This is a genomic window from Streptomyces sp. 840.1 (genome assembly GCF_003751445.1).
Lineage (GTDB): Bacteria > Actinomycetota > Actinomycetes > Streptomycetales > Streptomycetaceae > Streptomyces.
In genome coordinates this window covers 4,461,529-4,479,170 of sequence record NZ_RJUU01000001.1, presented here as the reverse complement: position 1 = coordinate 4,479,170, position 17,642 = coordinate 4,461,529, and the positions used below count along the sequence as shown (strand labels likewise).

The window sequence follows — 17,642 nt, the reverse complement described above, 5'->3', positions numbered from 1 at the left end:
GGTGTCAGGATCTTCTGCGTCGATGCTGGATGTGGTTCGGGCTCTGGCCCGGTTACTTGATCAAGTAGATCGTGGCAAAGAGGCCGATCCACACAACATCGACGAAGTGCCAGTAATAGGACACGACGATGGCAGCGGTCGCCTGTTCATGGGTGAACCTCTTGGCTGCGTATGTCCTGCCCAGAACGAACAGGAAGGCGATCAGACCGCCTGTCACATGCAGACCATGGAAGCCAGTGGTCAGGTAGAACACCGAGCCGTACGGATCCGAGGACAGCGAGAGGCCGTCCTTCTTCACCAGCTCGGTGTACTCGAAGATCTGGCCTCCGATGAAGATCGCACCCATCACGAACGTGATCACGAACCAGGCGCGGAGCTTCTTCACATCGCCCCGCTCCGCGGCGAAGACGCCGAGCTGGCAGGTGAGTGATGAGAGCACCAGGATGGTGGTGTTCGTCGCCGAGAACGGAACGTTCAGGGACGACGCCATTTCCTTCCAGTGATCTGGTCCGGTCACCGATCGCAGGGTGAAGTACATCGCGAAGAGGGCCGCGAAGAACATCAGCTCGGAACTCAACCAGATGATGGTTCCGACGCTGGTGAGGTTCGGCCGATTGACCGACGGGTGCGCGTGCCCGGTTTCTACTGTCGTTGCTGTCGCCACGACCGACATTATGTCGGTCGCTTATCCCGCCCTCACTCCGGGGGGTGCCGTTCGGTGTGTCAGAGGGGTGTGTCCTCCCCGAACGGCCCATGAATCCGCTGTCCCGGCCGGTGCTGACAGGCTGTCGGGCGGAGTACGATCCGCGCATCGGACAGCCCTCACGAACCGAGTGCCCCGAAAGCCCCGAAGACACGGATGTCACGGAGGAACAATGCAGCCGACCGCCACGGTCCTGGTCTACAGCGACAACGCACACACCCGTGAGCAGGTGAGGCTGGCAGCAGGGCGCAGGCCCGCTGCGGACGTGCCGCCGGTGGAGTTCCTGGAGTGCGCCACCCTGCCCGCCGTCCTGGACGCCCTGGAGCAGGGAGGCGTCGACGTCTGCGTGTTGGACGGTGAGACGGCCCCGGCCGGCGGCATGGGCGTCTGCCGGCAGATCAAGGACGAGGTCTTCCGCTGCCCGCCGGTGCTGCTGCTCATGGGGCGCCCGCAGGACGCCTGGCTGGCCACGTGGAGCCGTGCGGACGCCGCGGTGACCCTTCCGGTCGAGCCGGTCGGGTTCGCGGACTCCCTGGCCGCCCTGCTGCGCAGCAGGCTCTCCGTGGGCGCCTGAGGGCCCCTGGGAGCCCGGGGGGCCGCTGCCGGCCCCTCCTCCTGCCGCTGGTCCCTCCGGGGGGCAGCGCACTCCCCGGTCAGACCTCGGGGCGCAGCCGCGCCGCCTGAACCGTGTCCATCCGGTCGGGCGTGTCGTTCTGCAGTGCGCTGCCCTTCTGCCATTTCGCCCAGGAGAGGTTCCAGTCGCCGTACCCGTTGTCGAACGGCGTCATGGTCTCGCCCTCGCTGCCGACGACGCTGACGACGTCACCCTCACGGACGGTGTTGTAGAACCACTCCGCCTCGCTGGTGCTCATCCCGGTGCAGCCGTGGCTGACGTTGGCGACACCCTGTGAGCCGGTGGACCAGGGCGCCGCGTGCACGTACTCGCCGCTCCAGGTGACCCGGGTCGCGTAGTAGACCGGCAGGTCGTACGAGTCGGACGAGCCCTCCGCGATGCCGATGGTCTCCCCGCGCATACGTACGTAGTACTCCTTGCCCAGCACGACCTTGACGCCGTTGCGGGTGGAGAAGCCGGGCTTGCCCGTGGTCACCGGAATGGTGTTGATCACTTCGCCGTTGCGCTTGACCGTCATGGAGTGCTCCGAGGCGTCGGTGACGGCCTCGATGCGGTCGCCGGTGGTGATCTTCAACGCTTTCGTGGGTGCCCCGTACAGCGCGTTGGCCACCTTGATGCCGGTCAGGCCGCTGCTGACCTCGATGGAGGCCTTGGCCGGCCAGTACTCCTTCGGCCGGTAGTGCAGCGTCTTGTCGTCCACCCAGTACCAGGAGCCGGTCACGGCGGGGGTGGAGCGCACGGTCAGCGCGCGTTCCACGGTGGCGCGGGAGGCCTTGTCGGCGATCGGGGCGCTGAGTTGCGCCGTAATGGGCTGTCCGACGCCGTAGGTGCCCGCCTGAGGGCCGAAGGTGACCTTCAGGAACCTCTTGGCCGCCGCGGTCCCGAAAGACAGCGTGCGGCTGCCTGGGGCGCCGTCGTCGTCCTCCATGCTGACCTTGACGGTGTACCGGGTGCCTGCGGCGAGCGGGGCGGTGGAGTGCCAGCGGTGCCCGTCGGCGTCGAGCTCGCCCGCCAGATGGCGTCCTTCGGCGTCCACGGCCGTCACGTCGGTGATCCGGCCGTCGTCACCGTCCACGCTGACTTCGAGGGGCTTGTCCGGGTCGACCTTCTCGCCGCCGTCGGGCGTGTTGGAGGAGATCTCATCCGCCGCGTCGTACGGCTTCGCCGCGAGCGGATGACTGTCGGACGCCCCACAGGCGGTCATCCCTGCGACCAGGGTCACGACCAGCAGAGTGCAGCTCACTACGGGACGGATGCGCGGCGTGTGGTTCATGAACCCACGCTAAGAAGATTCATCCGTTTCAGCGCGCGGGGTGACTGCAAACGGGGGGCCCGCACTTCTCGTGGAAGTGCGGGCCCCCCGTCAGGTGGAGCGGTTTCACGGGTGGAGCGGTGTCACTGGGTGCGGTTCTCGCCCCGGTAGTACTCGAAGACCCAGCCGAACAGGCCGACCAGGATCACCGGGAGCGAGAAGTAGAGCAGCCACCAGCCGAAGATGACTCCCATGAAGGCGAGTGCGCCGCCGACCGCCAGCGAGAGCGGCTGCCAGCTGTGCGGGGAGAAGAACCCCACGTCGCCGGCCTCGTCCGCCACGTCGGCTTCCTTGTTGTCCTGCGCAAGCGCGTCGACCCGCCGGGCCGTGAAGGCCAGGTAGAAGCCGATCATGATGCTCAGGCCGAAGGCCAGGACGAGCGCGGTCGTACCCGCCGGCTCCTTGGACCACACGCCGTACGTGACGGCCATGGCGAGGATGAAGACCGATAGCCAGATGAACAGCTTGCCCTGGATCTTCACTTGCCAGCCTCCTTGCCGCCGGCGAGGGCCTTGTCACCCTCGGAGTGGTGCTCCAGCTGCTCCAGCGCCGTGATTTCCGGGTGGTGCAGGTCGAACGCCGGGGATTCGGAACGGATCCGCGGCAGGGTGATGAAGTTGTGCCGGGGCGGCGGGCAGGAGGTCGCCCACTCCAGCGAACGGCCGTAACCCCACGGGTCGTCGACCTCGATCTTCTTGCCGTACTTGGCCGTCTTCCAGACGTTGTAGAAGAACGGCAGGATCGACAGGCCGAGCAGGAACGAACAGATCGTGGAGATCGTGTTCAGGGCGGTGAAGCCGTCCGCCGCGAGGTAGTCCGCGTAGCGGCGCGGCATGCCCTCGGCGCCCAGCCAGTGCTGTACCAGGAACGTGCCGTGGAAGCCCACGAACAGCGTCCAGAAGGTGATCTTGCCGAGCCGCTCGTCCAGCATCTTGCCGGTGAACTTCGGCCACCAGAAGTGGAATCCGGAGAACATCGCGAAGACGACGGTGCCGAACACCACGTAGTGGAAGTGCGCCACCACGAAGTACGAGTCCGAGACGTGGAAGTCCATCGGGGGCGAGGCGAGGATGACGCCGGTCAGACCACCGAAGGCGAAGGTGATCAGGAAGCCGACGGCCCAGAGCATCGGTGTCTCGAAGGACAGTGAGCCCTTCCACATCGTGCCGATCCAGTTGAAGAACTTCACCCCGGTCGGGACCGCGATGAGGAACGTCATGAACGAGAAGAACGGCAACAGCACACCGCCGGTGACGTACATGTGGTGGGCCCACACGGTCACGGACAGACCCGCGATGGCGATCGTCGCGCCGATCAGGCCGATGTATCCGAACATCGGCTTTCGACTGAACACCGGGATCACTTCGGAGACGATCCCGAAGAAGGGCAAAGCGATGATGTACACCTCTGGATGCCCGAAGAACCAGAACAGGTGTTGCCACAGCAATGCGCCGCCATTGGCCGCGTCGAATACATGCGCCCCGAATTTTCGGTCCGCCTCGAGCGCGAAGAGCGCCGCGGCGAGGACCGGGAAGGCCAGCAGGACCAGAACACCGGTCAGCAGGACGTTCCAGACGAAGATCGGCATGCGGAACATCGTCATGCCGGGTGCGCGCATGCAGATGATCGTGGTGATGAAGTTGACCGAACCGAGGATCGTGCCGAATCCGGAGAAGGCCAGACCCATGATCCACATATCGGCGCCGACGCCCGGCGAACGGACCGCGTCCGAGAGCGGGGAGTAGGCGAACCAGCCGAAGTCGGCCGCACCCTGCGGGGTGAGGAAGCCGGCCACCGCGATGATCGAGCCGAAGAGGTAGAGCCAGTAGGCGAACATGTTCAGCCGCGGGAACGCCACGTCGGGCGCGCCGATCTGCAGCGGCATGATCCAGTTCGCGAATCCGGCGAACAGCGGCGTCGCGAACATCAGCAGCATGATCGTGCCGTGCATCGTGAACGCCTGGTTGAACTGCTCGTTCGACATGATCTGCGTGCCCGGACGGGCCAGCTCGGCGCGCATGAAGAGCGCGAGCAGACCGCCGATGCAGAAGAAGGCGAACGATGTGACCAGGTACATCGTGCCGATCGTCTTGTGGTCAGTGGTGGTCATCCACTTGATGACGACGTTTCCCGGCTGCTTGCGCCGGACCGGCAGCTCGTCCTCGTACGAGTCGTCTGCTGCCGCGGCACCCTGAGGTTCGTTGAGGATGCTCACAGTTTGTTCGTCTCCGCATTCCTGGCCGGGTCAGTCTGCTCGATGCCGGCCGGCACGTAGCCCGTGTTGCCCTTCTTCGCCAGCTCCTTGAGGTGCGCCTGGTAGCGCTCCGGGGAGACGACCTTGACGTTGAAGAGCATGCGGGAGTGGTCGGCGCCACAGAGCTCGGCGCACTTGCCCATGAAGGTGCCCTCCTGGTTGGGAGTCACCTCGAAGGAGTTGGTGTGGCCCGGAATGACGTCCTGCTTCATGAGGAACGGCACCACCCAGAAGGAGTGGATGACGTCACGCGAAGTCAGGATGAAGCGGACCTTCTCCCCCTTGGCCAGCCACAGGGTCGGACCCGGGTTGCCGTTCTGCGGGTTCCGGGTTCCCGGGACGCCGACGTCGTAGACGCCGTCAGCACCCTTGGGGAAGTCCTTGCGGAACCGGTCCGGGATGGCGTCGAGCTCCTTGGGGACCTCGTTGCCCGTGGCGGCCGAGCCGTCCACGTTCTCGATGTAGTTGAAACCCCAGCTCCACTGGTAGCCGACCACGTTGACCGTGTGGGCGGGCTTCGGGGAGAGCTCGAGGATCTTCGATTCGTCGCGCGCGGTGAAGTAGAACAACACCGAGACGATGATCAGAGGGACCACGGTGTACAACGCCTCGATCGGCATGTTGTACCGGGTCTGCGGAGGAACCTCCACCTTGGTGCGGCTGCGCCGGTGGAAGATGACGCTCCACAGGATCAGGCCCCAGACCAGCACACCCGTGGCGAGCGCTGCCGCCCACGAGCCCTGCCAGAGGGAAAGGATCCGTGGGGCCTCTTCCGTTACCGGTGTAGGCATACCAAGGCGGGGGAAATCCTTGTATGTGCAACCGGTTGCGGTCGCCAGGATCAGGCCCGCAGTCAGCACCTGCGGCAGCTTCCGCCGCATCGGGCGCCGCGACGAGCGGTCGGAGCCGTTGGGACTCACGTAGCGCCTTCCCGAGAGTCTCGCCCGCACGGTCGGCGCGCCCGTCTCGTTTGTCGGTCGCCGCCCCTGACGCGGGCAGGGGTTTGGATGTTTATGCGGACCAAACCCTACTGGACGCTATTTGGGGTCGCGCGGGGAGGGTGCCCAACGCGCCGTCCGACTCCCCGAAGGGGTGGAATCCGCGCCACCGGCCGCCATCTGACGCCCCCTCTCCTACCCCTGCGGGCGGGCGGTCCCGAGCCGGTCCCCGGACCCGGCTAGCGTGGCCGGGTGCCCTACTTCGACGCCGCGTCCGCCGCCCCCCTCCACCCCGTCGCCCGCCAGGCGCTGCTTGCCGCGCTGGACGAGGGCTGGGCCGATCCGGCCCGGCTCCACCGGGAGGGGCGCCGGGCCCGGCTGCTGCTGGACGCGGCCAGGGAGGCGGCCGCAGAGGCGGTCGGCTGCCGCCCCGACGAGCTCACTTTCACCTCCTCGGGCACCCGGGCGGTGCACTCAGGAATTTCCGGGGCTCTCGCCGGGCGTCGGCGTGTCGGCCGCCATCTGGTGGTGTCGGCCGTCGAACACTCGTCCGTGCTCCATTCGGCCGCCGACCACGAGGGCCGCGGCGGATCGGTCACCGAGGTGCCGGTGGACCGGTCGGGGGCGGTGAGCCCGCAGGGGTACGCGGCGGCGCTGCGCGAGGACACCGCGCTGGCCTGCCTGCAGTCCGCCAACCACGAGGTCGGCACCGAGCAGCCGGTGGCCGAGGTCGCCGGGCTCTGCCGGGAGGCGGGGGTGCCGCTGCTGGTGGACGCCGCCCAGTCGCTGGGCCTGGCACCGGTGCCGGGCGGCTGGTCGCTGCTCGCGGCGAGCGCGCACAAATGGGGCGGGCCGCCCGGGGTCGGGCTGCTGGCGGTGCGCAAGGGCGTCCGGTTCGCGGTCCAGGGTCCGGCCGACGAGCGGGAGTCGGGGCGAGCCGCGGGCTTCGAGGACATTCCGGCGATCGTGGCCGCGGCGGCCTCGCTGCGGGCGGTGCGGGCGGAGGCGGCAGCCGAGTCGGCGCGGCTGCGGGCCCTGGTGGACCGGATCCGGAGCCGGGTGCCCGTACTGGTGCCCGATGTGGAGGTCGTCGGTGACCCGGTACGGCGGCTGCCGCACCTGGTCACGTTCTCCTGTCTCTATGTCGACGGGGAGACGCTGCTCCTGGAGCTGGACCGGGCGGGCTTCTCCGTGTCGTCGGGCTCGTCCTGCACGAGCAGCACGCTGACCCCGAGCCATGTGCTGAGGGCGATGGGGGTGCTGTCGGAGGGCAACGTCCGCGTGTCGCTGCCGCCGGGCACCACCGAGGAGGACGTCGACCGCTTCCTCGACGTGCTTCCGGGGGCGGTGGCCGGGGTGCGCGAGCAGCTGGGGGCGCCCGCTGCGGCCGCGCCCTCGCCCGGCCCGGCGGCCTCCCTGGTCGTCGACGCGCTCGGCAGGCGCTGCCCCATTCCGGTGATCGAGCTCGCAAAGGTGATCGGAGGGGTACCGGTGGGCGGGACGGTGACCGTCCTGTCCGACGACGAGGCGGCCAGGCTCGACATTCCGGCCTGGTGTGCGATGCGCGAGCAGGAGTACGTGGGTGAGGAGCCGGCGGACCGGGGCTCGGCCTATGTGGTCCGCCGGCTGTCCTGACTCGTTCCTAGTGCGTGTTGTGAAAGTCCCGTCTGCCCGGCGGCGTCTGGCACGCACGCTCGCGGCGTTGCGGAAATGCCCTGGTAGCTCCGCTACGAGACCATGTCCGCGCCTTGCGATCGCACGCACCGGACGCCGCCGGCCCGCCCTCCGGGCGGACGACGCTACTTTCAAAACACGCCTAGGCGAGGTGCGTGCGGACCTCGTCGGCGGCCTCGTGGCCATAGGCCTTGGTGAAGCGGTCCATGAAGTGGGTGCGGTGCAGGGTGTACTCCTGGGTGCCGACCGTCTCGATGACCAGGGTGGCGAGCATGCAGCCGACCTGGGCGGCCCGCTCCAGGCCGACGCCCCAGGCGAGGCCGGAGAGGAATCCGGCGCGGAAGGCGTCGCCGACGCCGGTCGGGTCGGTCTTGCTCTTCTCCTCGGCGCAGCCGACCTCGATCGGCTCCTCGCCGGCGCGCTCGATGCGTACGCCCTGGGCGCCGAGGGTGGTGACGCGGTGGCCGACCTTGGAGAGGATCTCCTCGTCGGTCCAGCCGGTCTTCGACTCGATGAGCCCCTTCTCGTACTCGTTGGAGAAGAGGTACGTGGCCCCGTCGAGCAGGATGCGGATCTCGTCGCCGTCCATCCGGGCGATCTGCTGCGAGAAGTCCGCGGCGAACGGGATTCCGCGGGAGCGGCACTCCTCCGTGTGGCGGAGCATGCCCTCGGGGTCGTCGGCGCCGATGGAGACGAGATCCAGGCCGCCCACCCGGTCGGCGACGGCCTTCAGCTCGATCAGCCGGGCCTCGCTCATGGCGCCGGTGTAGAAGGAGCCGATCTGGTTGTGGTCGGCGTCGGTCGTGCAGACGAAGCGGGCGGTGTGCAGGACCTCGGAGATCCGCACCGATCCGGTGTCGACGCCGTGGCGGTCGAGCCAGGCGCGGTACTCGTCGAAGTCGGCGCCGGCGGCGCCGACCAGGATCGGGGCGGTGCCGAGCAGGCCCATGCCGAAGCAGATGTTCGCGGCGACACCTCCGCGGCGCACGTCCAGGTTGTCGACCAGGAAGGAGAGCGAGACCGTGTGCAGCTGGTCCGCGACCAGCTGGTCCGCGAATCGGCCGGGGAAGGTCATGAGGTGGTCGGTGGCGATGGAGCCGGTGACTGCGATACGCACGGGAGACTGCTCCTGCGGAGGTCGAGGGAACGGTGTCCGCGTTCCCGGGTCGGCGTGACAGTTAACGCTACCGGTTCGGGCAACCAGGCGAAGCGGAAAAACTACCCGATAGTAGGGCTTTCCTCCTGAGCTCGGGGGTGCTTACGGTGCGGATATGTCGAACAACATCGCCCCGCCCGAGTCCGAGTCCGGTCTGGCTGAGCTGCGCGGAGACTGCGCACGGATGGCTCCGCACTGGGTGGTACCCACAAAGATCGCCGCGACCCCTGTGGAGCCGTCCCGGATTCACGGGGTGACCGTGCCTCCCGCCTCGGCGAGGCTGATCGACTCGATGTCGGAGTACGGCGACTGACAGGGCCGGAGTACGGCGCTCCAGACGTCGCGCCGGCCCCTCCCCGACCTCCCTCCCGCCGCAACTGCCGCCCCACGGGGGAACCGTGCGCTCCCGCGCCCCGTCCCATCGGTGTCCGCACCCGAGGGGCGGGCCATGTGCCGGCCAGGCACATGACGCCAATGCAGGCGAAGGAGCGATCCGGTGAGCACCGAGCGACCCGACAACGACGTGACCGGCCCCCAGCGGCGTTCGCCGCTCGCCGTGGCCTCGGTGGCGGCAGCCGTACTGCTGGCCGGTGGCGGCGGCGCGTACTGGGCCGCCACCGCGGACGGCCACGGCGGCGGCGAGTACACCGCCTCGGACGGTTCCGGCACCACTCCCCCGCCGCTCTCCCTGGACGAGGGGACGGGCGGTCCGGCGGCGGACTCCCCCGGCGCGTCGGCCCCACCGAAGGGCATCGCGCCGGGCGAGCCCGATCCGCACGGCGGACGGCTGGTCTACCGCGCGGCCGGAGCGCTGCCGGACGGCCCGGCGAAGGCCGCCGTCCAGCGCACGAGCGGAACCGTCTCCGCGGCCGAGGTGGCCCGGCTGGCGAAGGCGCTCGGCCTCGACGGCACGCCGCGGGCCGAGGGCACCTCCTGGAAGGTGGGCCCCGACGGCGACGGCTCGGGACCGGTGCTGCGGGTCGGCAAGCAGGCACCGGGCACCTGGACGTTCGCCCGGTACGGCTCCGGCGGCACGGACAACTGCGGGCACAAGGCGACCTGTTCGAGCGGGCACGTGGCGCCGGGCGGCTCGGGATCACCGGTGAGCGAGAAGGACGCCAAGGCGGCGGCGGTGCCCGTGCTGAAGGCGGCCGGCCAGGACGGCGCCGCCCTCGACGCCCGCCAGCTGATGGGCTCGGCCCGTGTGGTGAACGCGGATACGGTGGTGGACGGGCTGCCCACGTACGGCTGGGCGACCGGCGTCCAGGTCGGCACGGACGGGCAGGTGATCGGCGGCGGCGGGCAGTTGAAGGGCCTGGAGAAGGGCGCCGAGTACCCGGTGGTCGGCGCGGCCGACGCGCTGAAGCAGCTGAACGCCGCGCAGCCGTCGGACGGCCGCAAGAACATCGGCGGGTGCGCGACGGTGGCGCCCCTGGGCGGTGACCGGAAGCCGTCCGGGGAGTCCTGCGGCGCGCGGACCGGCGCCGAGCCGCCCACGACGACGGTGACGGTCGACAAGGCCGTCTTCGGCCTGGCGGCGCAGTTCGTGGACGGGAAGCAGCTGCTCGTCCCGTCCTGGATCTTCACGGTCCGGCCGGCGGCGGGCGGGGCGGGCAACACCGTCACGCAGGTCGCCGTGGATCCGGCGTACCTGACGAAGGACGCCCCGTCGGAGAAGACCCCGGACGGCGGCGGCACGACGCGGGCCGGTGGCACGGCCCAGTCGTACAGCGCCGACGGACGGACGCTCTCGGTGACCTTCTGGGGCGGCGCGTGCAGTACGTACAAGGTGAGCGCGAAGGAGGACGGCGACACGGTGCGGGTGCACGTGGCGGAGTCGAAGCCGGACCCGGACAAGGCCTGCATCATGATCGCCAAGGAGCTGACCCGTACGGTCACCCTGGACCAGCCGCTGGGCGACCGGAAGGTGGTCGACGCGGGGTCGGGCGGCGCGGTGCCGCAGAAGTGACCTGAGACCCGCTCTGCGGGCACACAGCGGTACGGCGGCGGCCCCGGGGATTCACTCCCCGGGGCCGCCGCCGTACCGCTGTGCCTGTCGCGCCTAGCTGAAGGAGTCTCCGCAGGCGCAGGAGCCCGTGGCGTTCGGGTTGTCGATCGTGAAGCCCTGCTTCTCGATGGTGTCGACGAAGTCGACGGAGGCGCCGCCCAGGTACGGGGCGCTCATCCGGTCGGTGACGACCTTGACGCCGCCGAAGTCCTTCACGACATCGCCGTCGAGCGAACGCTCGTCGAAGAAGAGCTGGTACCGCAGGCCCGAGCAGCCGCCGGGCTGGACGGCGACGCGCAGCGCCAGATCGTCACGGCCTTCCTGCTCCAGCAGGCCCTTGACCTTGGCTGCGGCGGCGTCGGACAGGAGGATGCCGTCGCTCACGGTGGTGGTCTCGTCCGATACGGACATCTGCTTCTCTCCCGGGTTGTACGGAGTCTGCTTGCCGACGTTGCAACCGCCGGAACCGCGGATTCATTCCGGGCCGCGCGCTTGCCTGTTCCATTCATGCTCGCACACCGGGCCCACGAGCGGGTGCGTCACATTGACGCTATCGGCATCGTCAAAGTGACGTGAACCGGATATGATAGATAACGTCAATTCGACGAAAAGGCTCCTCTCAGAGAAGCTCCTCGCAGAGAAGAAAGGGTGCGTGACGTGACCACGGCCCACCCCGTCCAGGAACTCGACGTCCAGCCGTCGCCCCTCGCCCTGCTCCTGCTGGGCCGCGACGCCGACCCCAGGAGCGAGCGCGGCGTCGAATGCCCCGGCGACCTGCCCTCCCCGTCCGACCCTGACCTGGTGGAGCGCGCCCGCGCGGCCAAGGAGAAGCTGGGCGAGAAGGTCTTCGTCCTCGGCCACCACTACCAGCGCGACGAGGTCATCCAGTTCGCGGACGTCACCGGTGACTCCTTCAAGCTGGCGCGCGACGCCGCGGCGCGTCCGGAGGCCGAGTACATCGTCTTCTGCGGGGTGCACTTCATGGCCGAGTCCGCGGACATCCTGACCACCGCCGACCAGAAGGTCGTGCTGCCGGACCTGGCGGCGGGCTGCTCGATGGCCGACATGGCCACCGCCGAACAGGTCGCCGAGTGCTGGGACGTGCTGACCGAGGCCGGCGTCGCCGATCAGGTCGTGCCCGTCTCGTACATGAACTCCTCCGCCGACATCAAGGCCTTCACCGGCCGCCACGGCGGCACGATCTGCACCTCGTCGAACGCGAAGCGCGCCCTGGAGTGGGCCTTCGAACAGGGCCAGAAGGTCCTGTTCCTGCCCGACCAGCACCTGGGCCGCAACACCGCCGTCCGGGACATGGGGATGACCCTGGAGGACTGCGTCCTCTACAACCCGCACAAGCCGAACGGCGGCCTGACCGCCCAGCAGCTGCGCGACGCGAAGATGATCCTGTGGCGCGGACACTGTTCGGTGCACGGCCGGTTCTCGGTCGAGTCGGTCAACGACGTGCGCGCCCGGATACCCGGCGTCAACGTGCTGGTGCACCCGGAGTGCAAGCACGAGGTCGTGGCGGCGGCGGACTACGTCGGCTCGACGGAGTACATCATCAAGGCGCTGGAGGCGGCTCCGGCCGGTTCCAAGTGGGCCATCGGCACCGAGCTGAACCTGGTGCGGCGCCTGGCGAACCGGTTCGCGGCAGAGGACAAGGAGATCGTCTTCCTCGACAAGACGGTCTGCTTCTGCTCGACGATGAACCGGATCGACCTGCCGCACCTGGTGTGGACGCTGGAGTCGCTGGCCGAGGGCAACCTCGTCAACCGGATCGAGGTCGACCCGGAGACCGAGAAGTACGCCAAGCTCGCGCTAGAGCGGATGCTGGCGCTGCCGTAGCGCCCGCACCGGAGCAGGATGGCTCGCGCTGCCGTAGCGCACGCCGCGCAAAGGCCCCGGGGCCGCCTTCGGGCGCTTCCGGGGCCCTGCGGCGCTGATGCCCATGGCCGCTCCCCTCCCCGCCCCGGTCAGCTCTCCCGCCGGCCACCGCCCTCGCCGTTCGCCAGCCGCCCGCCCCGGCTCTCCGCGATCCGCAGGGTGTCCCCGAGTGACTCGGCGAGCCGGATGCCCGCGAACCGCAGCTCCCGCTCCCCCACCACGGTCTCCGCCAGCACCTCCCGGGCCTCCTCCAGTACGTACTCGGCCGAGGCGATCAGGTCGGATTCGAGTTCGTCGGCCATCCGGGAGACGCGGCTGTCGGGGTCCGCCGTACTGAGCCAGCACGGCCCGCCCTGCTCGTTGGTCCACGGGAGCAGCCGCATGGCCCGGCCCTGCGCGTCGAACATCATGTCGATCGCCACCTTCGGAGAAGGCCCTCTGGTGCGCCGCACGAGAGGACGGTTACGGTGTGTGCCGCAATCGTCGCCCTGTGAAACCTCACTCCAACAGGGCGCCGCTGTCCCGGTCTTGGGAACGGGACACACGAAAGGCACACCGTGACGTTCACACCCCAGGCCCTCACCCCGTACCTGTCCGCCCGCCACTACTTCGGTTCCGAGCAGCGCCGCCACCGCGAGCGGGCGGGGCTGTCGCTCGTACAGCTCGCGGAGATCGTGAACTCCAGCAAGAGCACGCTGGCCCGGATCGAGACGGCCGACCTGATGCCGCCACCGGACATCCCCAGCCGGCTGGACGTCGCCTTCGGGACGGACGACCGTTTCCACGGGCTCTACGAGCTGGCCCGGCGCGAGATCCATCCCGACCAGTACAAGCGGTACATGGACTTCGAGGCGCGGTCCGAGGTGATAGAGCAGTACGGCGCTCAGGCGCTGCCGGGCCTGTTCCAGACCGAGGAGTACGCCCGCACGTTCCTGCGCTGCCAGGAGGACCTGACCTGCGAACAGGTCGAGGAACGCGTCACCGCACGCATGTCCCGTCAGGAGCGGCAGCATTCGCAGAGCGCGCCCTTCCGGTGGGCGATCATCGACGAGAGCGTGCTGCGGCGGCAGATGGGCAGTCGGGCCTGCATGCACGAGCAACTGGCTTCGCTGCTGGAGCAGGTGGACACTCCGAACAGTAAGGTTCAGGTGATGCCATTCAGTACGGGGCTCCACTCGCTGCTGGGCGGCGCGCTGACTCTGCTGGCCCTCTCCGACGGTACTTCGGTGGCGTACGAGGAAGGCATTGCGGCCGGTCATCTCTACGAGGATCCGGCCGTGGTGAAGAAGTGGCGGCGGCAGTACGAGGTGCTGCGCGCCAATTCCTCCTCACTGGCCGAGTCGGCGGAACTGATCCGGACCGCGATGGAGGGCTACCGACCATGAACCACTCCCCCGAGCTGAGCACCGCCCGCTGGCGCAGCAGCAGCTACAGCAATTCCAACGGGGGCGAATGCATCGAGATCAGCGACGACTTCCCCGGCGTCGTCCCCGTACGCGACAGCAAGAACGCCGCCGGACCCGCGATCGTCGTCGAGGCCTCGGCCTGGGGTGCGTTCGTCTCCTCGCTCAAGTAGCGAGGGCTCAAGCCGAGTCGGCGGAACTGATCCGGACCGCGATGGAGGGCTACCGACCATGAACCACTCCCCCGAGCTGAGCACCGCCCGCTGGCGCAGCAGCAGCTACAGCAACACCAACGGGGGCGAATGCATCGAGATCAGCGACGACTTCCCCGGCGTCGTCCCCGTACGCGACAGCAAGAACGCCGCCGGACCCGCGATCGTCGTCGAGGCCTCGGCCTGGGGTGCGTTCGTCTCCTCGCTCAAGTAACCACGTGCATAGCGGGCGCCGCAGGAAACGGAGAGGGGCCCCGTCCCACGCAGTCGCGTGGGACGGGGCCCCTCTCCGTTTCGTCAGGCCTTCGCGGGCTCGGTCTCCCGGGCCTCGTCGGACTCGGACTCGGCCTGGGCCGGGACGCCCGCCTTCGCGGCGCGCTTGTCGGCCTTCTTCTTCGCGCGGCGCTCCTTGCGGAGCTCCACCATCGCGTAGAGCGTCGGCACCAGGAGCAGCGTCAGCAGCGTCGAGGTGACCAGACCGCCGATGACCACGACGGCCAGCGGCTGCGAGATGAAGCCGCCCTCGCCGGTGACGCCGAGCGCCATCGGGAGAAGGGCGAAGATGGTCGCCAGCGCCGTCATCAGGATCGGGCGCAGCCGGTGACGGCCGCCCTCGATGACCGCCTCGACGACGCCCATGCCCTGCTGGCGGTACTGGTTGATCAGGTCGATCAGCACGATCGCGTTGGTCACCACGATGCCGATCAGCATCAGCATGCCGATCATCGCCGCGACGCCCATCGGGGTGCCGGTGATGAGGAGCAGCCCGATCGCGCCGGTGGCGGCGAACGGGATGGAGACCAGCAGGATCAGCGGCTGGATGAGCGACCGGAAGGTGGCGACCAGCAGCATGAAGACGATCGCGACGGCCGCCAGCATGGCCAGGGCCAGCTTGACGAAGGCGTCGCTCTGGTCCTGGGAGACGCCGCCGATGGTGGCGGTGGCGCCCTCCGGGAGGTTCAGCGAGTCGACCTTCTTCTGGAGGGCCGTGCTGACGCTGCCGGTGTCGTCACCGACGGGCTTGGCGGTGATCGTCGCGGCGCGCTGGCCGTCGATCCGCGTCATGGAGACCGGTCCGGGGACCAGCTTCACGTCGGCGATGGTGCCGAGCTTGACCGGGCCGAGCGGGAGGGCCTTCAGTTCGGCCATCGTGGCGGCCGGGTGGGCGGACTTGATGACGACGTCGCGCTCGGTGTCGTCCATGGTCGCCTTGCCGGAGGGGGTGCCCTTCACCGCGCCGGCGACGGCCGCGCCCAGGGTGGCCTGGCTGAAGCCGGCGTCGGCGGCCTTGGAGTTGGCCGTGACCGAGATCCTCGGGATGCTCTGCGACAGGTCGCTCTGGACGTCGGAGACGTCCTTGAGGCCCGCCACCGCCTTGCGCACCTGCTCGGAGGACTTGGCCAGGACGTCCGCGTCGGCGGCCTTGACCACGACGCTCAGGTCCTGGCTGCCGAAGCCGCCCGCCTCCGCGATGGTCGTGTCACCGACGCCGTCGAGCTTGCCGAGGGCCTCGTCGAGGCGCTTCGAGGTGGCGTCGTACTCGGCCGGGTCCTTCAGCGTGACCTGGTAGGTGGCCTGGTTGGCACCCGTGCCGCCGCCGAAGGCCGCCATGAAGCCTGATGAGCCGACGGTGACCTGGTAGGCCTTGATGCCCTTGTCTGCGGCGAGGAGCTTCTCGACCTTCTTGGACGCCTCGTCGGCGGCCGCCAGGCTGGTGCCCGGGGGCAGCTCCTGGTTGATCGAGAGGACTTCCTGCTCGCCCTGGTCGAAGAGGGTGGTCTTCAGCAGCGGAGCCATGCCGAAGGTGCCGATGAGCACGACGACGGCGATGACCACACTGACGATGCGGCGCCGGGTGGCGAAGCCCAGCACCCGGACGTACATCCGCTGGAGCTTGCTGCGGGCTTCCTTCTCCTCGGCCTTGCGGCGGGCCGCCTCCGGGTCCTCGGCGCTGCCCTTGGGGGCGCGCAGGAACCAGAACGAGAGCACCGGGACGACCGTCAGCGAGACCAGCAGGGAGGCCAGCAGGGCCGCGGTGATGGTCAGCGAGAACGAGCCGAACAGCTCACCGACCATGCCGCCGACCAGACCGATCGGCAGGAAGACGGCGACCGTGGTGAGGGTCGAGGCGGTGACCGCGCCGGCGACTTCCTTCACCGCGGCGAGGATCGCCGACTGGCGCTCCTCCCCGTAGCTGAGGTGGCGCTTGATGTTCTCCAGGACGACGATCGAGTCGTCGACGACCCGGCCGATCGCGATGGTCAGCGCGCCCAGGGTGAGCATGTTGAGCGAGAGGTCACGGGTCCAGAGCACGATCAGCGCGAGGACCACGGAGAGCGGGATGGAGACCGCGGTGACCAGGGTCGAGCGCAGCGAGGCCAGGAAGACCAGGATCACGATGATCGCGAAGACCAGGCCGAGCGCGCCCTCGGTGGTCAGGCCCGAGATCGCCTTGGAGACCGCGGGCCCCTGGTCGGAGACGACGGTCAGCTCGGCGCCGGCGCCGAGGTCCTTGCGCAGGTCGGGGAGCTTGTCCTTGACCGCGTCCGAGATGGCGACGGCGCTGCCGTCCTTGTCCATCGTGGCCATGACGGCGAGGCTCGGCTTGCCGTTGGTACGGGTGATGGAGTCCGCGGCGGCGGGCTCCTGCTTCACCGTCGCGATGTCACCGACCCGGACCGGCTGGCCGGGCTTGCCCGTCGCCGGGTCCTGGCCGATGACCCGCAGGTCCTCGATCTGCTTCAGCGAGGTGAAGGCGCCGCCGACCTGGACGGTGCGGCTCTTGCCCGACTCGGAGAAGGAACCGGCCGGGACGGTCGCGCCGCCGGACTGGAGTGCCTGGGAGAGCGAGCCCGCGTTCAGACCGGCTTCCGCGAGCTTCTTGTCGTCGGGGGTGACGGAGATCTGGAGGTCCCGCACACCGTCGACGGACACCTGGCCGACACCGTCGATGTCCTCCAGTGCGGGCACGACGGTGCGGTCCAGCTGGTCGGCGAGGGCCTGCTGGTCCTTGCCCGAGGTGACGGCGAGGACGACGGTCGGGATGTCGTCCGTCGAACCGGCGATGACCTGCGGGTCGACGCTGTCGGGCAGTTGGACGCGGGCGCGGTTCACGGCCTGCTGGATGTCCGCGACGAGCTGCTTGGTGCCCTCGTCGCCGAAGTCGAAGGACGCCATGATGACGGCGTTGCCCTCGCTGGCGGTGGAGGTGATTCCGGTGACGCCGTCGACGGCTTTGATCGAGTTCTCGAGCGGTTCGACGACCTGCTTCTCGACCACATCGGGGGACGCGCCCTGGTACGGGGCGAGCACCGACACCATCGGGAGTTCGATGGTGGGCAGCAGCTGCTGCTTGAGCTGCGGGATCGCGATCGCTCCGAACACGAGCGCAACGATCGAGATCAGCCCGATCAGGGCCCTTTGCGCGAGGCTGAATCTGGACAGCCAGGACATGGGTTGGGTCT

17 protein-coding genes are annotated in these 17,642 nt (G+C 69.0%); 8 read left to right on the top strand and 9 right to left on the bottom strand.

Features of this window, described 5'->3' with window-relative positions; genetic code table 11:
* Nucleotides 1-52: 52 nt before the first annotated feature.
* Nucleotides 53-673 carry a heme-copper oxidase subunit III gene (locus EDD93_RS20485; RefSeq protein WP_024494183.1) on the bottom strand — a complete coding sequence of 207 codons (621 nt, stop codon included), beginning with the start codon at nucleotides 671-673 and terminating at the stop codon, nucleotides 53-55.
* A gap of 202 nt (nucleotides 674-875) precedes the next feature.
* On the opposite strand from EDD93_RS20485, the gene EDD93_RS20480 reads away from it, so the two are divergent.
* Entirely contained in the window at nucleotides 876-1,277 is a 402-nt protein-coding gene (locus EDD93_RS20480) for a hypothetical protein (protein WP_123526526.1), read from the top strand.
* 79 nt (nucleotides 1,278-1,356) lie between these two features.
* On the opposite strand, the gene EDD93_RS20475 is transcribed toward EDD93_RS20480, so the two are convergent.
* From EDD93_RS20475 to coxB, 4 genes are all read right to left on the bottom strand, one after another.
* Nucleotides 1,357-2,610: an Ig-like domain-containing protein gene (locus tag EDD93_RS20475; protein WP_123526525.1), complete on the bottom strand. Its 1,254-nt coding sequence runs from the start codon at nucleotides 2,608-2,610 to the stop codon at nucleotides 1,357-1,359.
* A 122-nt stretch (nucleotides 2,611-2,732) separates the two neighbouring features.
* Nucleotides 2,733-3,131, bottom strand: a complete 399-nt coding sequence (locus EDD93_RS20470) for a cytochrome c oxidase subunit 4 (protein WP_123526524.1) — start codon at nucleotides 3,129-3,131, stop codon at nucleotides 2,733-2,735.
* A complete protein-coding gene (gene ctaD, locus EDD93_RS20465) occupies nucleotides 3,128-4,864 on the bottom strand; it encodes a cytochrome c oxidase subunit I (RefSeq protein WP_073735590.1) in 1,737 nt (578 codons plus the stop codon). The genes EDD93_RS20470 and ctaD overlap by 4 nt, the downstream gene beginning before the upstream one ends.
* Nucleotides 4,861-5,823, bottom strand: coding sequence for a cytochrome c oxidase subunit II (coxB, locus tag EDD93_RS20460; protein WP_024488904.1), 963 nt, complete (start codon nucleotides 5,821-5,823; stop codon nucleotides 4,861-4,863). The genes ctaD and coxB overlap by 4 nt, the downstream gene beginning before the upstream one ends.
* 270 nt (nucleotides 5,824-6,093) lie before the next feature.
* On the opposite strand from coxB, the gene EDD93_RS20455 reads away from it, so the two are divergent.
* Nucleotides 6,094-7,476 carry a cysteine desulfurase/sulfurtransferase TusA family protein gene (locus EDD93_RS20455; protein ID WP_123526523.1) on the top strand — a complete coding sequence of 461 codons (1,383 nt, stop codon included), beginning with the start codon at nucleotides 6,094-6,096 and terminating at the stop codon, nucleotides 7,474-7,476.
* 181 nt (nucleotides 7,477-7,657) lie between these two features.
* On the opposite strand, the gene EDD93_RS20450 is transcribed toward EDD93_RS20455, so the two are convergent.
* Nucleotides 7,658-8,632: a carbohydrate kinase family protein gene (locus EDD93_RS20450; protein ID WP_123526522.1), complete on the bottom strand. Its 975-nt coding sequence runs from the start codon at nucleotides 8,630-8,632 to the stop codon at nucleotides 7,658-7,660.
* A gap of 154 nt (nucleotides 8,633-8,786) precedes the next feature.
* On the opposite strand from EDD93_RS20450, the gene EDD93_RS20445 reads away from it, so the two are divergent.
* The gene (locus tag EDD93_RS20445; RefSeq protein ID WP_123526521.1) at nucleotides 8,787-8,984 is read left to right on the top strand and encodes a hypothetical protein; all 198 of its coding nucleotides are present in this window, start codon (nucleotides 8,787-8,789) and stop codon (nucleotides 8,982-8,984) included.
* Nucleotides 8,985-9,167: 183 nt separating this feature from the next.
* Nucleotides 9,168-10,640 carry a hypothetical protein gene (locus tag EDD93_RS20440; RefSeq protein ID WP_123526520.1) on the top strand — a complete coding sequence of 491 codons (1,473 nt, stop codon included), beginning with the start codon at nucleotides 9,168-9,170 and terminating at the stop codon, nucleotides 10,638-10,640.
* A 93-nt stretch (nucleotides 10,641-10,733) separates the two neighbouring features.
* On the opposite strand, the gene EDD93_RS20435 is transcribed toward EDD93_RS20440, so the two are convergent.
* Nucleotides 10,734-11,090: an iron-sulfur cluster assembly accessory protein gene (locus EDD93_RS20435; RefSeq protein ID WP_024488899.1), complete on the bottom strand. Its 357-nt coding sequence runs from the start codon at nucleotides 11,088-11,090 to the stop codon at nucleotides 10,734-10,736.
* Between the two features lie 237 nt (nucleotides 11,091-11,327).
* On the opposite strand from EDD93_RS20435, the gene nadA reads away from it, so the two are divergent.
* A complete protein-coding gene (gene nadA / locus EDD93_RS20430; protein ID WP_185092387.1) occupies nucleotides 11,328-12,524 on the top strand; it encodes a quinolinate synthase NadA in 1,197 nt (398 codons plus the stop codon).
* Between the two features lie 128 nt (nucleotides 12,525-12,652).
* Here the strand turns inward: nadA and EDD93_RS20425 are convergent, their stop codons facing one another.
* Nucleotides 12,653-13,015 carry a hypothetical protein gene (locus tag EDD93_RS20425; protein ID WP_398904301.1) on the bottom strand — a complete coding sequence of 121 codons (363 nt, stop codon included), beginning with the start codon at nucleotides 13,013-13,015 and terminating at the stop codon, nucleotides 12,653-12,655.
* Nucleotides 13,016-13,120: 105 nt separating this feature from the next.
* Between EDD93_RS20425 and EDD93_RS20420 the strand changes: the two genes are divergently transcribed.
* The 3 genes from EDD93_RS20420 to EDD93_RS20410 are packed head-to-tail and all read left to right on the top strand — an operon-like array spanning nucleotide 13,121 to nucleotide 14,392.
* On the top strand, nucleotides 13,121-13,948 hold the full coding sequence (locus EDD93_RS20420) for a helix-turn-helix transcriptional regulator (protein WP_123526518.1): 828 nt from the start codon (nucleotides 13,121-13,123) through the stop codon (nucleotides 13,946-13,948).
* Nucleotides 13,945-14,139 (top strand): DUF397 domain-containing protein, encoded by a 195-nt coding sequence (locus tag EDD93_RS20415; RefSeq protein WP_123526517.1) that lies wholly within the window; start codon nucleotides 13,945-13,947, stop codon nucleotides 14,137-14,139. Before EDD93_RS20420 ends, EDD93_RS20415 begins: the two co-directional genes overlap by 4 nt.
* 58 nt (nucleotides 14,140-14,197) lie before the next feature.
* Nucleotides 14,198-14,392 carry a DUF397 domain-containing protein gene (locus tag EDD93_RS20410; RefSeq protein WP_123526516.1) on the top strand — a complete coding sequence of 65 codons (195 nt, stop codon included), beginning with the start codon at nucleotides 14,198-14,200 and terminating at the stop codon, nucleotides 14,390-14,392.
* 83 nt (nucleotides 14,393-14,475) lie between these two features.
* On the opposite strand, the gene EDD93_RS20405 is transcribed toward EDD93_RS20410, so the two are convergent.
* Nucleotides 14,476-17,631: an efflux RND transporter permease subunit gene (locus EDD93_RS20405; RefSeq protein ID WP_123526515.1), complete on the bottom strand. Its 3,156-nt coding sequence runs from the start codon at nucleotides 17,629-17,631 to the stop codon at nucleotides 14,476-14,478.
* Between the last annotated feature and the right edge of the window lie 11 nt (nucleotides 17,632-17,642).

Excerpts from the sequence above, each read along its gene's own strand:
- EDD93_RS20475 (WP_123526525.1), bottom strand. The coding sequence starts at position 2,610 with ATGAACCACACGCCGCGCATCCGTCCCGTAGTGAGCTGCACTCTGCTG.
- EDD93_RS20410 (WP_123526516.1), top strand. The coding sequence starts at position 14,198 with ATGAACCACTCCCCCGAGCTGAGCACCGCCCGCTGGCGCAGCAGCAGC.
- EDD93_RS20445 (WP_123526521.1), top strand. The coding sequence starts at position 8,787 with ATGTCGAACAACATCGCCCCGCCCGAGTCCGAGTCCGGTCTGGCTGAG.
- EDD93_RS20480 (WP_123526526.1), top strand. The coding sequence starts at position 876 with ATGCAGCCGACCGCCACGGTCCTGGTCTACAGCGACAACGCACACACC.
- EDD93_RS20435 (WP_024488899.1), bottom strand. The coding sequence starts at position 11,090 with ATGTCCGTATCGGACGAGACCACCACCGTGAGCGACGGCATCCTCCTG.
- EDD93_RS20405 (WP_123526515.1), bottom strand. The coding sequence starts at position 17,631 with ATGTCCTGGCTGTCCAGATTCAGCCTCGCGCAAAGGGCCCTGATCGGG.
- EDD93_RS20415 (WP_123526517.1), top strand. The coding sequence starts at position 13,945 with ATGAACCACTCCCCCGAGCTGAGCACCGCCCGCTGGCGCAGCAGCAGC.
- EDD93_RS20485 (WP_024494183.1), bottom strand. The coding sequence starts at position 673 with ATGTCGGTCGTGGCGACAGCAACGACAGTAGAAACCGGGCACGCGCAC.